The organism is Cellulomonas denverensis (assembly GCF_012396125.1).
Classification (GTDB): Bacteria; Actinomycetota; Actinomycetes; order Actinomycetales; family Cellulomonadaceae; genus Cellulomonas; species Cellulomonas denverensis.
Window position 1 is genome coordinate 1 of sequence record NZ_JAAXOX010000003.1, and the last position, 20,459, is coordinate 20,459.

Genomic DNA, 20,459 nt, shown 5'->3' on the forward strand with positions numbered 1-20,459 from the left:
ATCTCCCCGAGACCGTGCCCCCCGCCCCGCGCCGAGACCGTGCCGCCCCGCGCCGAGCCCGCGGCGCTCGTGCGCCGAGAGTGCACGAATGCACGCCTCCCACGCCGGGAAGGCTGCATTCGTGCACTCTCGGCGGGGTGCGCGGGGTGCGCGGGGTGCGCGGGGCAGGGTGCGCGGGGCGGGTCGCTCGGGGGATCAGCCGATCAGTGCCGGATGGGAGTCAGGCCGAGGGACTTGCCGGCCAGGCCGCGGGTGCGGGCCGCCAGGGTCCGGGCGACCTCGCGCAGGGCGACCGCGGCGGGGGAGTCCGGGTCGGAGAGCACCACCGGGGTGCCGCCGTCGCCGGCCTCGCGCAGCTGGATGTCCAGCGGGACCTGGCCGAGCAGCGGCACCTGGCCACCGGACAGCGTGGACAGGTTCTGGGCCACCTGCGCGCCGCCGCCGGAGCCGAACAGCTCCAGCCGGGTGCCGTCCGGCTGCTCCAGCCACGCCATGTTCTCCACCACGCCGACCAGCTGCTGGCGGGTCTGCCCGGCGATCGACCCGGCCCGCTCGGCGACCTCGGCGGCCGCGGCCTGCGGGGTGGTGACCACGATCAGCTCCGACCCCGGCAGCAGCTGCGCCACCGAGATCGCGATGTCCCCGGTGCCGGGCGGCAGGTCGAGCAGCAGCACGTCCAGGTCGCCCCAGAACACGTCGGACAGGAACTGCTGCAGCGCGCGGTGCAGCATCGGCCCGCGCCACACCACCGGCTGGCCCGGCGGCACGAACATCCCGATCGAGATCACCTTGACCTCGTGCGCGATCGGCGGCAGCAGCATCTCGTCCACCCGGGTCGGCGGCTGGGTCACGCCGAGCATCCGGGGCAGCGAGAAGCCGTAGATGTCCGCGTCCACCACCCCGACCCGCAGGCCGTCGGCGGCCATCGCGGCGGCCAGGTTCGCGGTCACCGAGGACTTGCCCACGCCGCCCTTGCCGGAGGCGATCGCGTACACCTTGGTCAGCGAGGTCGGCTGGGAGAACGGGATCACCGGCTCCGGCCCGCCGCGCAGTCGCTCGGTGAGCTGGGCACGCTGCTCCGGGCTCATCACGCCCATCGCCATCCGGACCTCACGCACCCCGTCCAGCGCCTGGACCGCCCCGGTCACGTCGCGGGTGATCGTGTCCCGCAGCGGGCAGCCGGCGGTGGTGAGGTCGATGCCGACGGTGACCAGGGCGCCCGACGGGTCGCTGGTGTCGACGTCCACCGAGCGCACCATGCCCAGCTCGGTGATCGGCCGCCGGATCTCCGGGTCGATCACGTGCTCCAGGGCGGCACGGACGGCGGCGGCGACCGCCTCGGGGTCGCGGTGGTCCAGCGCGGCAGTCATGCCGACCATCGTAGGTCCGGCCGGAGCGAACCCCGCCAGGACCTCAGCGCCGGTCCTGCCCGGGCTCGCGCTCCTCGCGCTCCTCGGACAGCTCCTCCAGCAGATTGCGGATCTCCGAGCGCACGAAGTCGCGGGTGGCGACCTCGGACAGCGCGATCCGCAGCGCGGCCATCTCCCGGGCCAGGAACTCGGTGTCGGCCAGGTTCCGCTCCGCCCGCTGCCGGTCCTGCTCGGCCGCCACCCGGTCCCGGTCGGTCTGCCGGTTCTGGGCCAGCAGGATCAGCGGGGCGGAGTAGGACGCCTGCAGCGACAGCATCAGCGTCAGGGCGGTGAACCCGTTCGCGGCGCTGTCGAAGCGCAGCATCTCCGGGCCCCAGGAGTTCCAGCTCAGCCACAGGATGCAGAACAGGGTCAGCCACAGCAGGAACAACGGGGTGCCCATGAACCGGGCGATGCCCTCGGAGATCTTGCCGAAGGCGTCCTCCTGCAACCGCGGGCGCCACGACCGGCGGGAGGCCTTCGGGGTGTCGAGCCGTTCAGGCACGGGTGCCTCCCTCCACAGTCGCCGGTGCCTCGGGCTGCACCTCCTCGTCGGTCTCCCGCCAGTCCTCCGGCAGCAGGTGGTCCAGCACGTCGTCGACGCTGACCACGCCGAGCAGGCGGCGTTCCTCGTCGATCACCGGGATCGCCAGCAGGTCGTAGGTCGCCAGCCGCCGGGTGACCGACAGCAGCGGGGTCTGCGGCGGCACCGGATCGATGTCGGTGTCCACGATCGAGCCGATCGGTTCATGCGGGGGCTCGCGCAGCATCCGCTGCAGGTGCACCACGCCGATGAACCGCCCGGTCGGGGTCTCCAGCGGCTGGCGCACCACGAACACCATCGACGCCAGGGCCGGGGTCAGGTCGCGGCGGCGCACATGGGCCAGGGCGGCGGCGATCGGCGTCTCCGGGCCGAGGATCACCGGCTCGGTCGTCATCAGGCCACCGGCGGTGTTGTCCTCGTAGGCCAGCAGGCGCCGGACGTCCCGGGCCTCCTCGGGCTCCATCAGGCCCAGCAGCTCGGCCTGCTGCTCGTCGGACAGCTCACCGAGCAGGTCGGCGGCGTCGTCCGGCTGCATCGCCTCCAGCACGTCCGCGGCCCGGGTGCGCTCCAGGCCGGACAGGATCGCCACCTGGTCGTCCTCGGGCAGCTCCTCCAGGACGTCGGCCAGCCGCTCGTTGTCCAGCGCGGTGGCGACCTCCATCCGGCGGGTGGTGCCCATGTCGTGCATCACGTCCGCCAGGTCGGCCGGCTTGAGCTCGTCGTACTGGGCCAGCAGCAGCGCGGCGCCCTGGGCCCCGGCGGTGCGGGCCAGCCCGGCGACCTGGTCGATGTCGATCAGCTCCGGCTCGCCCCGGCGGCGCAGCAGGCCACCGCGGCCCGGCCGGTGCCGGCGGACGAACAGCTTGGTGACCAGGAAGTCGCCATTGCGCTGCCGCTCGATCGCCACGTCCTCGATCGTGGCGGTCCCGGAACCGTCGGACAGCGGCACGCTGCGGTCGAACAGCTCGCCGACCACCAGGGTCTCGAACGGGCGCTGCTCGAACCGGCGCATGTTCACCAGGCCGGTGGAGATCACCTGCCCGGGATCGATCGCGATCACCCGGGTCAGCGGCACGAACACCCGGCGTTTGCCCGGCACCTCGACCACCAGGCCGACCGCCCGCGGCGCACCCTTCGGGCGCAGCAGGACGACGACATCGCGCACCCGGCCGACCTGATCGCCGATCGGGTCGAAGACGGGGGTCCCCGCCAGGCGCGCGACGAAGACTCGGGTTCCGGCGCCGCTCACGCGGTCAGGGTAACCGTCGGCGGAGGCGGTCGCTGCGCGGGGCTGATCTGGGCGAACCCTGGACGCCCGCCATGAGTTCGCTGCTGAACGCCCGTGTTGTCTGGCGGCGGCACCGGCGCTGAGCAAGGATGAGGACATGTCGTTCACCGGTGGTCCTCGCGTCCCCGCGACCCCGACCCTGCCCCAGGGTGAGACGGTCGCGTCCTACGGCACCTATCTGGAGGCACAGCGCGCGGTCGATCACCTGTCCGACCGCCAGTTCCCGGTCCAGCACGTCACCATCGTCGGCACCGACCTGCGGATGGTCGAGCGGGTCACCGGCCGGCTCAGCTACCCCCGGGTCGCGCTGTCCGGCTTCCTGTCCGGTGTGTGGTTCGGCATCTTCATCGGCCTGCTGTTCATGCTGACCTCCGCCTCCCTCGGCATCCTGCTGGTGGCGATGGTGGTCGGCGGTGGCTTCGGCCTGCTGTTCGGCGTGGTCAGCTACGCGATCACCGGCGGCAAGCGCGACTTCACCTCGCAGAGCCAGATCGTCGCCGGGCAGTACGCCGTGCTGTGCGCGGTGGAGAAGGCGCACGAGGCCCGCAACCTGCTGCGCGAGATCGGGCCGGTCAAGACCGGTGCCGGCCAGCCCGGCGCCCCGTTCGGCGCCCCGCCGTCGGACCCGAACGCCGCCTACGGCCGCCCCGGCGCCCCGGTGCCGCCCGCGGGCCCCGCGGCCCCGGCCACCCCGCCGCCGGGGGAGCCCCGGTACGGGCAGTACGCCGCCCCGGCCGGTCAGCCCGCGGCACCCGCGCAGCCGGCGCAGCCCGCGGCACCCGCGCAGCCCGCCGCACCGGCGGCCCCGGGTGAGCGCCCCGAGCCGCGGTACGGGCAGTACGCCCCCGCGCCGCAGCAGCCGGAGGACCCGGAGCAGCAGCAGCCCTGAGACCGCACGAAGGCCCGTCCCGGAGTCCGGGGCGGGCCTTCGTCGTGCGTGAGCTCAGCCGAGCAGCTCGCCCATCCAGCGCTCGACCTCGTCCGGCGTGCGGGGCAGCGCCGCGGACAGGTTCTCGTTGCCGTCGGCGGTGATCAGCACGTCGTCCTCGATCCGGACCCCGATGCCGCGCAGCTCGGCCGGCACCCGCAGGTCGTCGACCTGGAAGTACAGCCCGGGCTCGATGGTGAACACCATGCCGGGCTCGATCACCGCGTCCAGGTACATCTCGCGCCGGGCCTGGGCGCAGTCGTGCACGTCCAGCCCGAGGTGGTGGCTGGTCCCGTGCACCATCCACCGGCGGTGCTGCTGGCCCTCCGGGGTCAGTGACTCGGCGGCGGTGACCGGCAGCATGCCCCACTCCTCCAGCCGGGCAGCGATCACCTCCATCGCGGCGGCGTGCACATCCCGGAACCGGTTGCCGGGCACGGCGGCGGCGAAGGCGGCGTCGGCGGCGTCCAGTACCGCCTGGTACACCGTGCGCTGCTCGGCGGTGAAGGTGCCGGTGACCGGCAGGGTGCGGGTGATGTCGGCGGTGTAGAGCGAGTCGACCTCGACCCCGGCGTCCACCAGGACCAGTTCGCCCGCCCGTACCTGGCCGTCGTTGTCGGTCCAGTGCAGCGTGGTGGCGTGCGACCCGGCGGCGGCGATCGTCTCGTAGCCGACGTAGTTGCCCTCCTCGCGCGCCTTCGCCAGGAACGTCCCCTCGATCACCCGCTCGCCGCGGCGGTGCGCGACCGCCTCCGGCAACCGGCGGACCATCTGGGCGAAGCCCTCGGCGGTGGCGGCGACCGCGGCCCGCAGCTCGCCGACCTCGTGCGCGTCCTTGATCAACCGCAGCTCGGACAGTGCCTCGACCAGCCGGGCGTCCAGCTCGGCCTGCGGGGTGGCGCGGATCTCCTCGACCACGGCCTCCACCGCCTCGTCGACCTCGGGCACCACCAGGATCTGCACCCCGTCCGGGCCGGCGTCCTTGGCCAGGCCGTCGCGCAGCTCGTTCGCGTGCGCGGTGGTGATCCCGGTCCGGGTCTCCATGTCCTCCAGGGTGGGGCGGGCGCCGACCCAGAACTCGCCGTAGCGGGCGTCGGCGAAGAACTCCTCGGTGTCCCGGGAGGCCAGCGGGCGCATGTACAGCACCGCGTGGTGGCCGCTGCGGCCGCCGCCGGGCAGCGGGTCGCCCTCGCCGTCCGCGGCCGGGTGCAGCACCAGCACCGCGTCAGGCTCCTGCTCCGAGCCCAGCCCGGTCAGGTGCGCGAAGGCCGAGTGCGGGCGGAACCGGTAGTCGGTGTCGTTGGAGCGCACCTTGAACGCCCCGGCCGGGATCACCAGCCGCTGCCCCGGGAACTGCGCGGACAGCCGGGCCCGGCGCTCGGCGGTGAAGTCGGCGGCCGCCCCGCGCTCGGCCGTGCTGGCCGGGCGCTCGGCCCAACCGGAGGTGACCCAGTCGAGGAAGGCGGCGGACTGCGGGCGCTGGCTACGGTTCGAGCCGCGGTCGGCCAGCGACTGCTCGGCGTTCGGGGCCTGGGGTTCGGAGGTGGGCTCGGTGCTCATGCGACCAGTCTCGCACCGCGTCACTAGGCTGCGCGGGTGCGCATCGACCTCCACACCCACTCCACCGTGTCGGACGGCACCGAGTCGCCGGCGGAGCTGATGGCCTCGGCGGCGGCCGCCGGGCTGGACGTGGTGGCGCTGACCGACCACGACACCACCGGCGGCTGGGACGAGGCCGCGGCCGCGGTACCGGTCACCGGGGTGGCCCTGGTCCGTGGCACCGAGGTCTCCGCCCTGGTCGGCGGGGTCAGCGTGCACCTGCTCAGCTACCTGCACGACCCGGAACACCCCGCACTGGCCGGGATGCTGGCCCGCACCCGGGACGCCCGGCAGCACCGCGGCCGGGCGATCGTCGAGCGGCTGACCGAGGACTACCCGATCTCCTGGGCCGACGTGGCCGCGCAGCAGCAGCCCGGCACCGTGGTCGGCCGCCCGCACATCGCCGACGCGCTGGCCGCGCTCGGGATCGTGCCGGACCGCAGCGCCGCCTTCGACAGCCTGCTGTCCGCCCGCGGCCGGTACTACGTGCCCTACTACGCGCCGGAGGCGACCGAGGCGGTGCAGGCGATCCGCGCGGCCGGTGGCGTCCCGGTGTTCGCGCACCCCGGGGCCGACGGACGCGGCCGGGTGGTCGCCGACCGGGTGATCGAGCGGTTGGTCGAGGCCGGACTGTTCGGGCTGGAGGTCGGCCACCGGGACCACGACGCCGCCCAGCGGGAACGGCTGACCGCGCTCGCCGAACGACTCGGGGTCCCGATCACCGGGTCAAGCGACTACCACGGTTCGGGCAAACCCAACCGGCTGGGGGAGAATCTGACCGCCCCGGAGGTCCTGGGGCGGATCGAGTCGGAGGGACGGACACCGGTGGTGCGAGCATGAGCGCTGTTCTCGACTGGCGCTTGTTCAGCGAGGTCTTCATCACCCTGTTCGTCATCATGGACCCGCCCGGGACGGTGCCGATCTTCCTGGCGCTGACCGGGACGATGACCAAGCAGCAGCGCTCCCGGGCCGCCCGGCAGGCGATCCTGGTCGCCTTCGGTGTGATCCTGGTGTTCGCGGTCTTCGGCCAGGGGCTGCTGTCCTACATGCACATCTCGCTGCCGGCGCTGCAGGCCTCCGGTGGTCTGCTGCTGCTCCTGGTCGCGATGGAGCTGCTGACCGGCAAGTCCGAGGACCCGCAGCCCTCCGGCAACAGCAAGGTCAACGTCGCGCTGGTGCCGCTGGGTACCCCGCTGCTGGCCGGACCCGGTGCGATCGTCGCCACCATGGTGTTCGTCCAGGCCAGCGACGGTACCGCCGCGGACTGGATCTCGATCGCGCTGGGCATCGTCGCGGTGCACATCTGCTTGTACCTGGCGATGCGGTTCGCCGGCGCGATCAACCGGGTGCTCGGCGACTCCGGCACCATCCTGGTCACCCGGATCGCCGGTCTGCTGCTGGCCGCCATCGCCGTGCAGTTGGTCGCCGACGCGGTGCGGGCGTTCATCGCGGCCGGATGAGGACCAGGGTCCCCGCCCCCGCACCGCACCCGGACTACGGCTCCTGGTGCGCCGAGCTGCTGGCCGCCGGCGACTGGCACGGGCTCTACCAGGCCGCGATGCGCTGGCGCACCGCCGGGGGTGGCAGCTTCACCCCGGACGCCTGGCTGATGGACGTCGCGTCCGCGCTGCTGCACCGGCAGCCGACGACCGCGGTGCACTGCTGCGACCTGGCCCTGACCACCTGGGTGGAACGCCCCGCCGACCGCCTGGTGCTGCGCCACCTGCGCGGAGTGCTGATCGCCGATCATGTCGGTGACCCGGCCCGTGCGCTGGACGACCTGACCGCCGCCGCCACCGACGGCCCGGACTGGCTGCGCGACCGGGCCCGCGCCGACCTGGACCGGGTGCGGGCAGCGGCCGGGCGCTCGCGGGTGCGCTCGCCCCGGGTCGGGCCGTCGCCGGAGTTCGACCCGCAGCACCGGTCGCCGGTCGCACCGGCGGAGGAGCCGTGGCCGGAGGACGGGGCGCGGCCGGCGATGTGGGACCTGCTGGCGCCGCTGCTGGCGGGGTGAGCCCCGGCGTGCCGAATGGTGCGCCCCGGGCGAGCATCGACCCGTGACCTCCCTCCGTGAACGCCTCTCCGGTGCCCTGCTCGACCGGGTCGCCGGCCCGCACGGCCACCGCACCCGCGACCGGATCCACGGCACGCCCGGCGAGCGGTGGTTCGAGCCGGACGCCCCGATCCGCCGGGTGCACGGCGACGCGTCGATGTTCATCGGCGGGCTGACCGCGCTGCTGCTGCAGTCCTGGCACCCGCGGGCGATGGCCGCGGTGGCGGCGCACTCCGGGTACCGCGGGGATCCGTGGGGGCGGTTGCAGCGGACCAGTGCGTTCCTCGCGGTGACCGCGTTCGGGACCGCCGACCATGCCGGGCAGGCGGTGCGGGCGGTGCGGCGGATCCATGACGGGATCAGCGGGGTGTCCGCGGAGGGCGAAGCGTACGCGGCCTCCGACCCGCATCTGTTGCGGTGGGTGCATGTCGCGGAGGTGCACGCGTTCCTGACCGCGCACCAGCGGTTCGGGGAGCGGCCGCTGGATGCGGCCGGGTGTGATCGGTACGTGGCGCAGGCGGGGCGCACCGCCGAGGCACTCGGGGTGGTGGACCCGCCGGAGACCGTGGCGCAACTGCGGGCGCAGTTGGACGCCTTCGTGCCGGAGCTGCGCGGGAGCGCTGCGGCGCGGGAGGCGACCGAGTTCCTGTTGCGCGAGCCGCCGCTGCCGGTGGCCGCGCGGTTGCCGTACCGCGGGCTGGTGCTGGCGGCGATCGGGTTGCTGCCCCGGGCGTGCCGGGAACCGCTGGGGCTGCCGGACCGGCCGCTGGTGGACCGGTGGGTGGCGCCGGCGGTGGGGGACGTGCTGACCCGGACCGTGCGCTGGGCGCTGGCGGCGCAGCCTCCGCCGCCGACGCCGGGGGAGGGCGTCGCGCACGGGGAGCTGCCGACGGTGCCGGGCTGACGGAGACGCCACGAGGGCGCCCCGTCGCGTGACGGGACGCCCTCGTGCGGAGTGCGGGTGGGCCTCAGCCCTCGGTCGCCGGGGTGGCGGCGCCCGAACCACCGCGGCGGCGGCGACGGCGGCGACGGGGTGCGCCGCCCTCGGTGCCCTCGGCGGAGGCGGCGGGCGTGGCGTTGTCGGCCGGGGCCTCCTCGGAGCGGCGGGTGCGCTGGCGGGCGGGCCGGTCCTCGGAGCGCCCGGAACGGCCGCGGTCACCGCCGGAACGGCCACGGTCGCCGCCGGAGCGACCGCCACGGCCACCCTCGGAACGCCCGCTGCTGTGCCGCTTGCCGGTCTCGCCCAGGTCCTCGATCGCCTCGGCGTCCAGCCCGGCGCGGGTGCGCTGCGAGCGCGGCAGCCGGCCGGTGGTGCCCTCCGGGATGTCCAGGTCGGTGTAGAGGTTCTCCGAGGAGGAGTAGGTCTCCGCCGGCTCCGGCACGCCCAGGCCGAGCGCCTTGTCGATCAGCGACCAGCGCGGCACGTCGTCCCAGTCGACGAAGGTGACCGCGGTGCCCTTGTGCCCGGCGCGGCCGGTGCGGCCGGTGCGGTGCAGGTAGGTCTTCTCGTCCTCGGGGCACTGGTAGTTGATCACGTGGGTGACGTCGTCGACGTCGATGCCGCGGGCGGCGACATCGGTGGCGACCAGCACGTCGACCTTGCCGTTGCGGAACGCGCGCAGCGCCTGCTCCCGGGCGCCCTGGCCCAGGTCGCCGTGCAGCGCGCCGGCGGCGAACCCGCGGTCGACCAGCTCGTCGGCGACCTTGGCGGCGGTGCGCTTGGTGCGGGCGAAGACGATGGTCAGGCCACGACCCCGGGCCTGCAGGATCCGGGCCAGCATCTCGACCTTGTCCAGTGCGTGCGCCCGGTAGATCACCTGCTTGATGTTCTTGACCGTGGCGCCCTCGTCGTCGGGCTGGTTGGCCCGGATGTGGGTCGGCTGGGTCATGTACCGGCGGGCCATCGCGACCACGGCGCCCGGCATGGTGGCCGAGAACAGCATGGTGTGCCGGGAGGCGGGGGTGCGGGCCAGCAGCTTCTCCACGTCGGGCAGGAAGCCGAGGTCGAGCATCTCGTCCGCCTCGTCCAGCACGACGCAGCGCACGGCGCTCAGGTCCAGGTGGCCCTGGTTCATCAGGTCGATCATCCGGCCGGGGGTGCCGACCACGACCTCGACCCCGCGCTGCAGCATCTCGATCTGCGGCTCGTAGGCGCGGCCGCCGTACAGCAGGGCGATCCGGACGCTGCGCCGCTTGGACGCGGTCTCCAGGTCGCCGGCCACCTGGACGGCGAGCTCACGGGTGGGGACGATCACCAGCGCCTGCGGCTTGCCCTGGTGCGGCTGGACGTCCCAGCCGTCCTCGCCGGGGGCGACGACCCGGTGCAGCAGCGGGACGCCGAAGCCCAGGGTCTTGCCGGTGCCGGTCTTGGCCTGGCCGATGATGTCGTGCCCGGCCAGGGCGACCGGCAGGGTCATCGCCTGGATCGGGAACGGGGCGGTGATCCCGGCGTCGGCGAGGGCGTCGACGATCTCGGGGCGGACGTCGAAGTCCGCGAAGGTGACGTCCGCCGCCTGGACGGAGGCGGCGGTCGGGGTGTCGATGGTCTCGGTCGCGATGTCCTCGGGCAGAGGCGCGCTGGTGTCGGTGGTGGTCACGGACGACTCTTCACTCGTGCGGGTGGCGAGCCGCACGTCGCGCGGGGACGGGCCCCGGGCTGCGACGGGCAACGCCACGGTCTGGTCCGGTAGCCGATCGTGCAGGTGTGCCGCCGGCGGCCCCGGCGAGTGACACCCGGAGCGGCACGGCGCGCCGTCGTCGAGACGACCGGGCAACCGCTGAACGGAGGTCATCCTACGTCACACCCCCCGACAGCGGCGCCCGGACGCGCTCAGGACCGGTGCACCCCGCGCTGCCGGGTCAGTGCCAGCAGCAGGGCCAGCACCGTCGCGCCGACCGTGACGCCGAAGGCCGCGGTGTGCCCGGAGCTGTCCGCCAGCGACCCGGCCAGGGCGGCACCACTGGCGTAGCCGATGCTGGTCGCCCCGGCCAGCAGGGTCATCGCGGCGGCGCTGCGGGCGGGCGGGACCGCGCGCTCGGCCTGGGAGTAGACCGCGATCATGAACGGGGCGATCGCGAAGCCGAGCAGCGTCACCGACCCGGTCAGCGGGCCGAGCGAGTCGACCAGCAGCAGCGGCCAGGACAGCGCGACCATCGCGACGGCGGCGACCAGCATCCGGCGCTGGTGCGGCACCCGGGCCGGGATCAGCGCGGTGGCGAACCCGGCGAGCGCGGAGCTGACCCCGAGCATCGCGTGCACCAGGCCGGTCAGCCCGGGCTTGCCCACCGCGTCGGCCAGTGCGTTGGTGCCGGTCTGGGTGGCGCCGAACAGCACGCCCACCGACCACTGCGCGGCGATCAACACCACCAGGCCCAGGGTGAGGAACCGGCCGTCGAGAGCGGGTACGGCGTGGTCCGCGGGTGAGGCGGGCACGGTGTTGACCGCGTGCGCCGCCGGGCCGGTGAGCCGGGCGGTCGGGTGCAGGGCGAAGGCGGTGCCGAACACCGCGAGCAAGGCGGCCGCGGTGAGCAGGGCACCGGCGGGGGAGACCAGCACCGCGGCGATGCCGACCAGGGCCGGACCGAGGGCGAACGAGGCCTCGTCGGCGGCGCCCTCGTAGGAGAACGCGGCGTCCACCAGGCGGCGCTGGTCGCCGGACGTCGCGGCCAGCGGTCGCCAGCGCACCCGGGCCAGCGGGCCGACCTGCGGCAGCACGGCGCCCAGGGCGGCGGACATCGCGATCATCGCCGGGTTGGGAGCACCGGCCTGGGCCAGCAGCACCAGGCCGATCAGCCCGGCGGTGCCGGCCAGCGACTGGACCAGCACCACGATCCGCTGGCCGTGCCGGTCGCAGAGCACGCCGGCGATCGGTGCGCCGATCGCGTTGGCGATCGCCAGCGCGCCGGCGGCGACACCACCGACCTCGTTGGAGCCGGTGGCCCGGAACACCAGCATCAGGGTGCCGACCTGGGCCATCGCCATCGGCAGCCGGCCGAGGAAGGCCACCAGGACGTAGAGCGGGCCGGTCAGTCTGAACAGGCGTGAGTATGCGGTGAACGCATGCACGGAAGACCTCTCAAGGGGGTACGTCGAACGGACGCGCCTCCCCACCACCAGGTCGCGGACTACCCCTGTGCTGGGGCAGATCATAGCGGGCGGGCTACCATCGACGGATGACTTCTGCCGCCACCGAGGGCCGCCCGTCCGGCTCCGAGGCCGTCACCGACCGCGACGACACCGTCGAACTGCTCGGCCTGGTCGCCCACCTGCAGCACGTCGCCTTCGGCCGGCTGGCGGACGATGCGCGTGAGGCGCCGACCACCGCCGAACAGCTGGAGCTGAGCCGGCTGGCCGCCGCCGCCGTGCAGCGCCGCGACCGGGTGCTGGCCCGGGTGGCCGAGCTCGGCGGTGACCCGGAGCGCAGCCTCGGCGCGTACACCCGGTTGCTGGAGGACTTCGACAACCGGACCCAGCCGAGCACCTGGTGGGAGCGGCTGCTGCGGTCCTACGTGGCCGAGGGGGTCTCCGACGACTTCTGCCGGATCGCGGCCGGGGCGGTGGACGACGTGACCCGCGAGCTGCTGCTCGAGGTGCTGGACGACGCCGCGCACGCCGAACTCGCGGTCGCCGCGCTGGAGTCCGCCGGTGCGCAGGACGAGGTGCTGGTCTCCCGGCTGGCGCTGTGGGGCCGCCGGCTGGTCGGCGAGGCGCTGGGCGTGGTGCAGCAGGCGATGGCCGCGCACCCGAGCCTGGCCCGGCTGGTCGGCAACCGGGAGGGCGCCCCGGAGGCGAGCACCGAACCGGCACCGGCCGGGGACCCGAAGCTGTTCGGCGAGCTGACCGCGGAGCACACCCGCCGGATGAGCCGCCTGGGCCTGACCGCCTGATCCGCGCCCGGTGATGTCGCCAGCACATGCGGATCCTCGCGCGACAGACGCCGACATCCGTATGTCGCGCGGGTTTCCGCATGCCGCGCGGGGGAGCAGGGGCGAGGGGCGTGTCGGACGCGACGAGGGCCCGCTTCCCGGGTGGGGGAGCGGGCCCTCGTGCGTCAGGGGGTCTCAGATCGCGCCGAAGCCGACCGGTCCCTTGGTCTCCGAGCCGATCTCCACGTAGCCGATCGCGGCCGACGGGACGATGATCCGGCGACCGCGCGCGTCGGTCAGCTCCAGGGTGGTCTTGCCCCCGAGGGCGGCGGTCACCGCCGAGGCGACCTCGTCCGCGCTCTGCGCCGACTCGATGACCAGCTCGCGGGGCAGGTTCTGCACACCGATCGTGATGTCCACGCTTCGTCGTCTCCTCGCATCTGAGGGCACCTGGCGGTGCCTGCTGCGGTCATCCTAGGTCGGACGCCACCGGGACGGCGCTGCGTTCGCCCTCGGCCGACGCCGGCAGGAAGTCCTGGATGCCACCCCAGGCCAGCCGGGTGACCAGCGCCGCGGTCCGGCGGGCGTCGGGCGCCTGCGGGTCGCGCAGCCGGCGGGTGGCGGCCTGCTGGGCCATCGCGGCCAGGCAGGGCGCGAGTACGGCGGCGGTGCGCGGCTGCGGGGACAGGCCGGGCACCCGGGACAGCACCTGCTCCAGTCGTTCGGTGACCAGGTCGGTGGCCCGCTCGACCCGGGCGCGCACGTCGGCGTCGTGCATCACGTCCGACTCGAACAGCAGGGCGGCGGCCTCGCCGGTGCGGTCGACGAACTCCAGGTAGGCGAGCACCACGCCGGTGATCGCGGCCCGCGGGTCGCTGACCTCGGCGATGGCGGTGTCCACAGTGGACAGCAGGTCCGCGCCGCGGGCGTCGACCACGGTCAGGTAGAGGTCGAGCTTGGACGGGAAGTGCCGGTACAGCACCGGCTTGCTGACCTCGGCGCGGTCCGCGATGTCGTCCATCGACACGTGGTGGAAGCCCTCGGCGGTGAACAGTTCCTGGGCGACGGCCAGCACCTGGGCCCGCCGCAGGTCACGCGGCATGCGGGCCGGTCGTCCTCGACCGGGGTTGGGGGTCACCATCGGGCGATGATAACCAGCGGGCGGGTGGCCGCGGGCGGCATCCGGATGTCGGACGGGTGTGGTGGGATTCTCGGGTGCAGATGCTCTCCGCCCCCCGACTGGTGCGCCCGGCGCTGGCCGACGTGGCGCCGGCGGTCGCGCTCGGGGCGGATCAGCGGGCCGCGGTCGACCTGCTGCTGACCGGTGACCGGTCCGCGGTGCTGGTGACCGGGGCCGCAGGCTCCGGCAAGTCCGAGCTGGTGGTGGAGACCGTGGCGGCCGCGCTGACCGCCGACCCGGCCGCCGCGCCGTGGACCGCCGGGCTGCGCGCCGACGACGTGCTGGTGCTCGCCTCGGGCCGCCGGGCCGCCGCCGAGCTGCGCGACCGGATTGGTTCCCGGGTGCGGCGCACCACCGGCCAGGCGATGGTGCGCACCGCCGCCTCGGCCGCGTTCGCGGTGCTCCGCCAGCACGCGGTGCTGCTCGGCGACCCGCCGCCCGCGCTGATCTCCGGCCCGGAGCAGGACCTCGCGCTGGCCGAGCTGCTCGCCGGGCACCTGGCGGGCGAGGGCGTGGAGCTGATCTGGCCGCCCGGTGTCCCGGCGGAGACGATCGGGCTGCGCTCGTTCCGCGGCGAGCTGCGCGACCTGTTGATGCGGGCCGCCGAGCGTGGGCTGGAACCGGTGGACCTGGCCCGGCTGGGCCGCACCCACCGGCGACCGGCCTGGGTCGCCGCCGCCGTGCTCTACCAGGAGTACCTGGACGTGACCGGGCTGCGCGGTGGCACGCCGGACATCGGTGCCCGGGTGGACCCGGCGGTGGTGGTGGAGGAGGCCGCCGACGTGCTGCGGCACTGGGAGGAGGACCTGCCCGGTCGCCCGCGGCCGCGCTGGCGGCTGGTGGTGGTGGACGACTACCAGGAGGCGACCGAGGCCACCGCCCGGCTGCTGCGGGTGCTCGCCGACGACGGCGCCCGGCTGCTGCTGGCCGCGGACCCGGACGCCGCCGTGCAGACCTTCCGCGGTGCCACCCCCGGGCTGGTCGGCCGAGCGGACGCGGCCGGCGACGGGCCGGGCGAGTTCGGGGCGACCCGGCTGGTGCTGGACCGGGTGCGGCGGCACGACGGTGCGCTGCGCGAGGTGGCGGGCCGGGTGGCCGAGCGGATCGCGGTGGTCGGTGGCGCGGCCCACCGGCGGGCGGTGCCGGACCCGGCGGTGGTGCATGAGCGGCGCGGGGCGGGGGCTGCGGAGACCGAGCCCGGCGGCCGGACGGTGCGCGCCGCGGTGCTGCCCAGCGCCGCCCAGGAGGCCGCCTACCTCGCACACGCGCTGCGCAGCGCCCACCTGGAACGCGGGGTGCCGTGGGAGCAGATGGCGGTGATCGCCCGCGCCGGTAGCCAGGTCACCGCGCTGCGCCGGGCACTCGGTTCGGCGTCGGTGCCGGTGGCGGTGGTCGGCTCGGACGTCCCGCTCAAGGACGAGCCGGCCGTACGCCCGCTGCTGGACGCGCTGCGGGTGGTGCTCGGTGACGAGCTCGGTGGCCGGGACCTGGACGCAGACCAGGCCGCCCGGCTGTGCTGCTCCCCGCTGGGTGGCCTGGACGCGGTCGGCCTGCGCCGGGTGCGCCGGGCGCTGCGGGCGCAGGAGATCGCCGGTGCCACCGCCGACCAGCGCGGCCGGACCTCGGACGAGCTGCTGGTGGAGGCGCTGAACGACCCGCTCCGCTCGGCCATGCTGCCCGCGGTGTCCCGGCGGCCGGTCGAGCGGCTGGCCACCGTGCTGGCCCGGGGCCGGGAGGCGGCCCGGGCGCTGGGGGCCGACCCGCAGACCGTGCTGTGGGCGCTGTGGGAGACCGCCGGCCTGGCCGAGCCGTGGCGGCGGTCGGCGCTGGCCGGTGGGCCCGGTGGTGCCCGCGCCGACCGCGACCTGGACGCCGTGCTCGCGCTGTTCCGGGCCGCGGAGACCTACGTCGACCGGATGCCGCAGTCGCCGCCGGCCGCCTTCCTGTCCTGGATCGAGGCGCAGGAACTCCCGGCGGACACCATCGCCGCCCGGGCGCGCCGGGACGCGGTGAGCGTGCTGACCCCCGCGGGTGCCGCCGGCCGGGAGTGGGAGCTGGTCGCGGTCGCCGGGGTGCAGGAGGGGGTGTGGCCGGACCTGCGGCTGCGCGACTCGCTGCTCGGCGCGCAGACCCTGGTGGACGTGCTGGCCGGCCGGGTGGACGACCACGGCGCCGACCACGGCGCGGCGGCCCGGGCGGCGGTGCTGGCCGACGAGCTGCGGTCGTTCTACGTCGCGGTCTCCCGCGCTCGCGGGCTGCTGCTGGTCACCGCGGTGGCCGACGCCGAGGAGCAGCCCTCGCCGTTCCTGGACCTGGTCGAGCCGCAGGAGGAGGACGAGGACCCGCGCCGGGTGGGTGCGCCCGCCCCGCTGGACCTGCGCGGGTTGGTGGGGTCGCTGCGTGCCCGGTTGGAGCACACCGCCCGGCTGGGCGCCCCCGACCCGGCCGCCGCCCGGGTGCTGGCCCGGCTGGCCGACGCCGGGGTGCCCGGCGCGGACCCGGCCGAGTGGCACGGGCTCGCCCCGGTGTCCACCGACCAGCCGCTGTGGCCGGAGGGCGAGCGGGTGCCGGTGTCGCCGTCCCGGATCGAGACCGCCGGCACCTGTGCGCTGCGCTGGGCGCTGGAGGCGGCCGGGGGCACCGCGCCGAACTCCTCCCGCCAGACCCTGGGCACACTGGTGCACGCGATCGCCCAGCGGTTCCCGCGTGGCAGCCGGGCCGAGCTCGCCGCCGAACTGGACCGCCGGTGGCCGGAGCTGGGCCTGGGCGACGGCTGGCCCGCGATCCTGGAACGACGGCGCGCGGACGGGATGATCGACCGGCTGGCCGGTTACCTGGCCCAGGCCGGCGACCCGCTGGCGGTGGAGGCGAGCTTCGAGCTGCCGCTGGACCGGGCGCTGGTGCGCGGCAGCATCGACCGGGTGGAGTCGGCGGGCGAGGACGGCGCGGTCCGGGTGGTCGACCTCAAGACCGGCCGGACCCTGCCGAGCGCCGCCGACACCGCGACCAACCCGCAGCTCGGCGCCTACCAGCTCGCGGTGGACGCGGGCCGGGTGGAGGGCCTGCCGGAGGGGGCGCACGCGGTCGGGGCCCAGCTGGTCTTCGTCTCCGACGTGCAGAAGAAGGCCGCGGTGCGCCCGCAGGATGGCCTGGGCCCGGAGCCGGAGACGTCCTGGGCCCGCGAGCACATCGAGGAGGTGGCCGAGCGGATGGCCGCGTCGACCTTCCACGCCACGGTGAACGGGATGTGCGACCGGTGCCCGGTGCGCCGCTCCTGCCCGGTCCGCGACGAGGGCGGGCAGGTGGTCCAGTGACCGCGCTGTCCGCCCGGGACATCGCCGCCCTGCTGCGCCGCGATCCGCCCACGCCCGAGCAGGTCGCCGTGATCGAGTCCCCGCTGCGCCCCGCGCTGGTGGTGGCCGGTGCCGGGTCGGGCAAGACCGAGACCATGTCCGCCCGGGTGGTCTGGCTGATCGCCAACGGCCTGGTCGCCCCGGAGCAGGTGTTGGGTCTGACCTTCACCCGCAAGGCCGCCGGGGAGCTGGCCGAACGGGTGCGGCGCCGGCTGCGTCACCTGGCCCGGGCCGCCGCGGCCGACGGACTGATGCTGCCCGGGTTGTCCGCCGCCGAGGACACCGCCCTGGCCACCATCGCCCGGCCGACCATCTCCACCTACAACGCCTACGCCGCCGCACTGGTCGGCGACCACGGGCTGCGGCTCGGGATCGAACCGGCCGCCCGGCTGCTGGGCGAGGCGGCGCAGTGGCAGCTGGCCAGTCAGGTGGTCGAGTCCTGGACCGCCGACCTGGACAGCCGGGCCGCGGTGTCCACCGTGGTGGACGCGGTGCTGTCGCTGTCCGGGGCGCTGGACGAGCACCTGCTGGAACCCGAGGACGCCCGGCGCGGGATCGAGCAGATCGTCGAGGCGATCGAGGCCACCCCGCCCGGCACGCCGCCCAAGCCGCACTACGCCGACATCCGCACCCTGATCGGTGCGCTCGGCGAGCGGTCCCGGGTGCTGGAGCTGGTCGCCGAGTACCGCCGGCGCAAGCGGGCCACCGACGCCCTGGACTTCGGCGACCAGGTGGCGATCGCGGCCCGGCTGGCCCGGGACGTGCCGGAGGTGGGCGAGACCGAGCGGGCCCGGTTCCGGGTGGTGCTGCTGGACGAGTACCAGGACACCTCCTACGCCCAGCTGGTCCTGCTGTCCTCGCTGTTCCGCGACGGGCACCCGGTGACCGCGGTCGGCGACCCGCACCAGTCGATCTACGGCTGGCGCGGTGCCAGCGCCGGCGGCCTGGAACGGTTCCCGGAGACGTTCCCGGTGCTGACCGCCGACGGCGAGCGGCGGCGGGCCGACCTGCACCAGCTGTCCACCTCCTGGCGCAACGACGTCGCGGTGCTCGCGGCCGCGAACCTGGTCGCCGCACCCCTGCGCCGCGCCGCCACCAGCCGGATCGAGCTGCCCGAGCTGGGCGCCCGCCCCGGCGCCGGTGCCGGTGAGGTGCTGGCCCGGATGCTGCCCACGGTGGAGGACGAGGCGCGGGCGGTGACCGAGTTCGTCGCCGCCCGGTGGCGGGCCGCGGGGCCGGACGGTGGTGGGCGGGTGACCGCCGCGGTGCTCTGCCGCAAGCGCGCCCAGTTCCCGGTGCTGCACGCGGCGCTGCGCGAGGCCGGGCTGCCGGTGGAGGTGGTCGGGCTCGGCGGGTTGCTGGCCACCCCGGAGGTGGTCGACGTGGTGGCCCTGTTGCAGGCGGCGCACGATCCGTCGCGCGGGGACGCGCTGATGCGGCTGCTCACCGGTGCCCGGCTCCGGATCGGTGCGGCGGACCTGCACGCGCTGGCCGACTGGTCGGTGCAGGTCGCCGACGGCCTGGAACGCCGGGCCGCCGCCGGTGAGGTGCCCGCCGCGGCCGACGTGGTGGACGAGCGCAGCATCGTGGACGCGGTGGACCAGCTGCCGCCGCCGGACTGGCACAGTTCCCGCGGCCGGTCGCTGAGCGAGACCGGCCGGGCCCGGCTGGCCGAGCTCGCCGGGGTACTGCGGGCGCTGCGCGGGCAGACCTACCTGTCGCTGCCCGAGCTGGTGGTGCAGGCCGAGCGGCTGTGGGGGCTGGACCTGGAGGTCGCCGCCCGGCCCGGGATCAGCCCCGGCCGGGCCCGGGCGCACCTGGACGCGTTCCGGGACGTGGCGGTGCAGTACGCCGAGTCCACCGACGACCCGACCCTGGGCGGGTTCCTGGCCTGGCTGGAATCGGCCGATGCGCACGAGCAGGGCCTGGACATGCCGGTCACCGAGCCGGACCCGGACGCGGTGCAGCTGATGACCGTGCACGCCGCCAAGGGCCTGGAGTGGGACGTGGTCGCGGTGGCCGGGCTGGTCGACGGCGGGCTGCCGAACACCCGCACCCAGGGGTCGGAGGGCCCGGTCGACTCCGGCTGGCTGACCGGCCTGGGCGAACTGCCCTACCCGCTGCGCGGCGACCGGCACGACCTGCCCGACTTCGCCTACGCCGGTGCCGCGGACCCGCAGGACCTGAACGAGCGGCGCAAGCAGTTCCGCCGGGATGCCGGTGACCACCAGGTGGCCGAGGAACGCCGGCTGGCCTACGTCGCCTTCACCCGGGCCCGGGCCGCCCTGCTGCTGACCGGCGCGTGGTGGGGGGACGCCGGCCGGCCGCGCCCGCCGTCGCTGTTCCTGACCGAGGTGGTCGAGGCCGGGCTGGCCCGGGTCGAGGACTGGGCCGACGCCCCCGCGCCGGACCAGGGCAATCCGCGCGAGGCCCAGGACACCGCGGTGCTCTGGCCAGCCGACCCGTTCGGCACCGGCGGCCGCCGCGAGCTGGTCCGGACCGCCGCCGATGCGGTGCTCGCCGCCCGGGCCGCCGGACCCGACGACACCCCGACGCCCTGGGACCACACCGTCCGGCTGCTGCTGGCCGAACGGGAGGACGAGGCCCGTCCCGGCGCCGACGTCGAGCTGCCCGCGCACCTGTCCGCCTCCGCGGTGGTCCGGCTGGCCGGCGACCCCGCCGACTTCGCCCGGGCCCTGCGCCGACCGGTGCCGCAGCGTCCCTCGCCGCAGGCCCGGCGCGGTACCCGGTTCCACGCCTGGGTCGAGGGGTTCTACGGCGAATCGGCGCTGGTGGACATCGACGACCTGCCCGGTGCGGACGACGACTCGGTGCCGGTGGACGCCGACGAGCTCACCCTGCGTGAGCACTTCCTGGCCACCGAGTGGTCGACCCTGCGCCCGATCGCGGTGGAGGCCGACGTGGAGACCGTGATCGGCGGCTACGTGCTGCGCTCCCGGATCGACGCGGTGTTCCCCGACCCGCAGCGACCGGGGGAGGACGCGGTGGTGGTGGTCGACTGGAAGACCGGCGCCCCGCCCGCCGACGCCGAGTCCGCCGCGGTCCGGGAGCTGCAGCTCGCGGTCTACCGGCTGGCCTGGTCGCGCTGGACCGGGACGCCGCTGGACCGGGTCGGCGCGGCGTTCTGCTACGTCGGCACCGGGCGGACCGTGCGGCCGGAGCGGTTGCTCGGCGCGGAGGACATCGAGCGGATGCTGCTGGGCGTGACCCAGGGCTGA

At 75.3% G+C, this 20,459-nt stretch carries 16 protein-coding genes; 8 read left to right on the plus strand and 8 right to left on the minus strand.

Going from position 1 to position 20,459, the window contains the following annotated elements; translation table 11 throughout:
- Positions 1–203: 203 nt before the first annotated feature.
- The 3 genes from HGA03_RS06815 to HGA03_RS06825 are packed head-to-tail and all read right to left on the minus strand — an operon-like array spanning position 204 to position 3,202.
- Positions 204–1,370, minus strand: coding sequence for a P-loop NTPase (locus tag HGA03_RS06815; RefSeq protein WP_168629519.1), 1,167 nt, complete (start codon positions 1,368–1,370; stop codon positions 204–206).
- A 43-nt stretch (positions 1,371–1,413) separates the two neighbouring features.
- Positions 1,414–1,914, minus strand: coding sequence for a DUF1003 domain-containing protein (locus HGA03_RS06820; protein ID WP_168629520.1), 501 nt, complete (start codon positions 1,912–1,914; stop codon positions 1,414–1,416).
- Positions 1,907–3,202 (minus strand): magnesium transporter MgtE N-terminal domain-containing protein, encoded by a 1,296-nt coding sequence (locus tag HGA03_RS06825; protein ID WP_168629521.1) that lies wholly within the window; start codon positions 3,200–3,202, stop codon positions 1,907–1,909. Before HGA03_RS06825 ends, HGA03_RS06820 begins: the two co-directional genes overlap by 8 nt.
- Positions 3,203–3,338: 136 nt before the next feature.
- Here HGA03_RS06825 and HGA03_RS06830 point away from each other — a divergent pair, with 136 nt between their 5' ends.
- Positions 3,339–4,130 carry a YflT domain-containing protein gene (locus tag HGA03_RS06830; protein WP_168629522.1) on the plus strand — a complete coding sequence of 264 codons (792 nt, stop codon included), beginning with the start codon at positions 3,339–3,341 and terminating at the stop codon, positions 4,128–4,130.
- Between the two features lie 54 nt (positions 4,131–4,184).
- Here the strand turns inward: HGA03_RS06830 and HGA03_RS06835 are convergent, their stop codons facing one another.
- Entirely contained in the window at positions 4,185–5,729 is a 1,545-nt protein-coding gene (locus tag HGA03_RS06835) for an aminopeptidase P family protein (protein WP_168629523.1), read from the minus strand.
- Positions 5,730–5,765: 36 nt separating this feature from the next.
- Between HGA03_RS06835 and HGA03_RS06840 the strand changes: the two genes are divergently transcribed.
- The 4 genes from HGA03_RS06840 to HGA03_RS06855 are packed head-to-tail and all read left to right on the plus strand — an operon-like array spanning position 5,766 to position 8,725.
- The gene (locus tag HGA03_RS06840) at positions 5,766–6,608 is read left to right on the plus strand and encodes a PHP domain-containing protein (RefSeq protein WP_168629524.1); all 843 of its coding nucleotides are present in this window, start codon (positions 5,766–5,768) and stop codon (positions 6,606–6,608) included.
- Positions 6,605–7,228 carry a MarC family protein gene (locus HGA03_RS06845; RefSeq protein WP_168629525.1) on the plus strand — a complete coding sequence of 208 codons (624 nt, stop codon included), beginning with the start codon at positions 6,605–6,607 and terminating at the stop codon, positions 7,226–7,228. The genes HGA03_RS06840 and HGA03_RS06845 overlap by 4 nt, the downstream gene beginning before the upstream one ends.
- Entirely contained in the window at positions 7,225–7,782 is a 558-nt protein-coding gene (locus HGA03_RS06850; protein WP_168629526.1) for a hypothetical protein, read from the plus strand. Before HGA03_RS06845 ends, HGA03_RS06850 begins: the two co-directional genes overlap by 4 nt.
- Positions 7,783–7,825: 43 nt before the next feature.
- Positions 7,826–8,725 (plus strand): oxygenase MpaB family protein, encoded by a 900-nt coding sequence (locus tag HGA03_RS06855; protein ID WP_168629527.1) that lies wholly within the window; start codon positions 7,826–7,828, stop codon positions 8,723–8,725.
- Between the two features lie 64 nt (positions 8,726–8,789).
- On the opposite strand, the gene HGA03_RS06860 is transcribed toward HGA03_RS06855, so the two are convergent.
- Positions 8,790–10,418, minus strand: a complete 1,629-nt coding sequence (locus tag HGA03_RS06860; RefSeq protein WP_373307706.1) for a DEAD/DEAH box helicase — start codon at positions 10,416–10,418, stop codon at positions 8,790–8,792.
- Positions 10,419–10,651: 233 nt separating this feature from the next.
- Positions 10,652–11,887 (minus strand): MFS transporter, encoded by a 1,236-nt coding sequence (locus HGA03_RS06865; RefSeq protein WP_168629529.1) that lies wholly within the window; start codon positions 11,885–11,887, stop codon positions 10,652–10,654.
- A gap of 107 nt (positions 11,888–11,994) precedes the next feature.
- On the opposite strand from HGA03_RS06865, the gene HGA03_RS06870 reads away from it, so the two are divergent.
- Positions 11,995–12,708 (plus strand): ferritin-like fold-containing protein, encoded by a 714-nt coding sequence (locus HGA03_RS06870; RefSeq protein WP_168629530.1) that lies wholly within the window; start codon positions 11,995–11,997, stop codon positions 12,706–12,708.
- Positions 12,709–12,882: 174 nt separating this feature from the next.
- Here the strand turns inward: HGA03_RS06870 and HGA03_RS06875 are convergent, their stop codons facing one another.
- Together HGA03_RS06875 and HGA03_RS06880 are read right to left on the minus strand one after the other, a co-directional pair.
- Positions 12,883–13,107, minus strand: coding sequence for a DUF3107 domain-containing protein (locus tag HGA03_RS06875; RefSeq protein ID WP_168629531.1), 225 nt, complete (start codon positions 13,105–13,107; stop codon positions 12,883–12,885).
- A 49-nt stretch (positions 13,108–13,156) separates the two neighbouring features.
- Positions 13,157–13,828 carry a TetR/AcrR family transcriptional regulator gene (locus tag HGA03_RS06880; RefSeq protein WP_168629532.1) on the minus strand — a complete coding sequence of 224 codons (672 nt, stop codon included), beginning with the start codon at positions 13,826–13,828 and terminating at the stop codon, positions 13,157–13,159.
- A gap of 80 nt (positions 13,829–13,908) precedes the next feature.
- On the opposite strand from HGA03_RS06880, the gene HGA03_RS06885 reads away from it, so the two are divergent.
- Entirely contained in the window at positions 13,909–17,181 is a 3,273-nt protein-coding gene (locus HGA03_RS06885; RefSeq protein ID WP_168629943.1) for an ATP-dependent helicase, read from the plus strand.
- Positions 17,178–20,459 (plus strand): ATP-dependent helicase, encoded by a 3,282-nt coding sequence (locus tag HGA03_RS06890; protein ID WP_168629533.1) that lies wholly within the window; start codon positions 17,178–17,180, stop codon positions 20,457–20,459. Before HGA03_RS06885 ends, HGA03_RS06890 begins: the two co-directional genes overlap by 4 nt.

Excerpts from the sequence above, each read along its gene's own strand:
- HGA03_RS06815 (WP_168629519.1), bottom strand. The coding sequence starts at position 1,370 with ATGACTGCCGCGCTGGACCACCGCGACCCCGAGGCGGTCGCCGCCGCC.
- HGA03_RS06885 (WP_168629943.1), top strand. The coding sequence starts at position 13,909 with ATGCTCTCCGCCCCCCGACTGGTGCGCCCGGCGCTGGCCGACGTGGCG.
- HGA03_RS06845 (WP_168629525.1), top strand. The coding sequence starts at position 6,605 with ATGAGCGCTGTTCTCGACTGGCGCTTGTTCAGCGAGGTCTTCATCACC.
- HGA03_RS06830 (WP_168629522.1), top strand. The coding sequence starts at position 3,339 with ATGTCGTTCACCGGTGGTCCTCGCGTCCCCGCGACCCCGACCCTGCCC.
- HGA03_RS06880 (WP_168629532.1), bottom strand. The coding sequence starts at position 13,828 with ATGGTGACCCCCAACCCCGGTCGAGGACGACCGGCCCGCATGCCGCGT.
- HGA03_RS06870 (WP_168629530.1), top strand. The coding sequence starts at position 11,995 with ATGACTTCTGCCGCCACCGAGGGCCGCCCGTCCGGCTCCGAGGCCGTC.
- HGA03_RS06850 (WP_168629526.1), top strand. The coding sequence starts at position 7,225 with ATGAGGACCAGGGTCCCCGCCCCCGCACCGCACCCGGACTACGGCTCC.
- HGA03_RS06835 (WP_168629523.1), bottom strand. The coding sequence starts at position 5,729 with ATGAGCACCGAGCCCACCTCCGAACCCCAGGCCCCGAACGCCGAGCAG.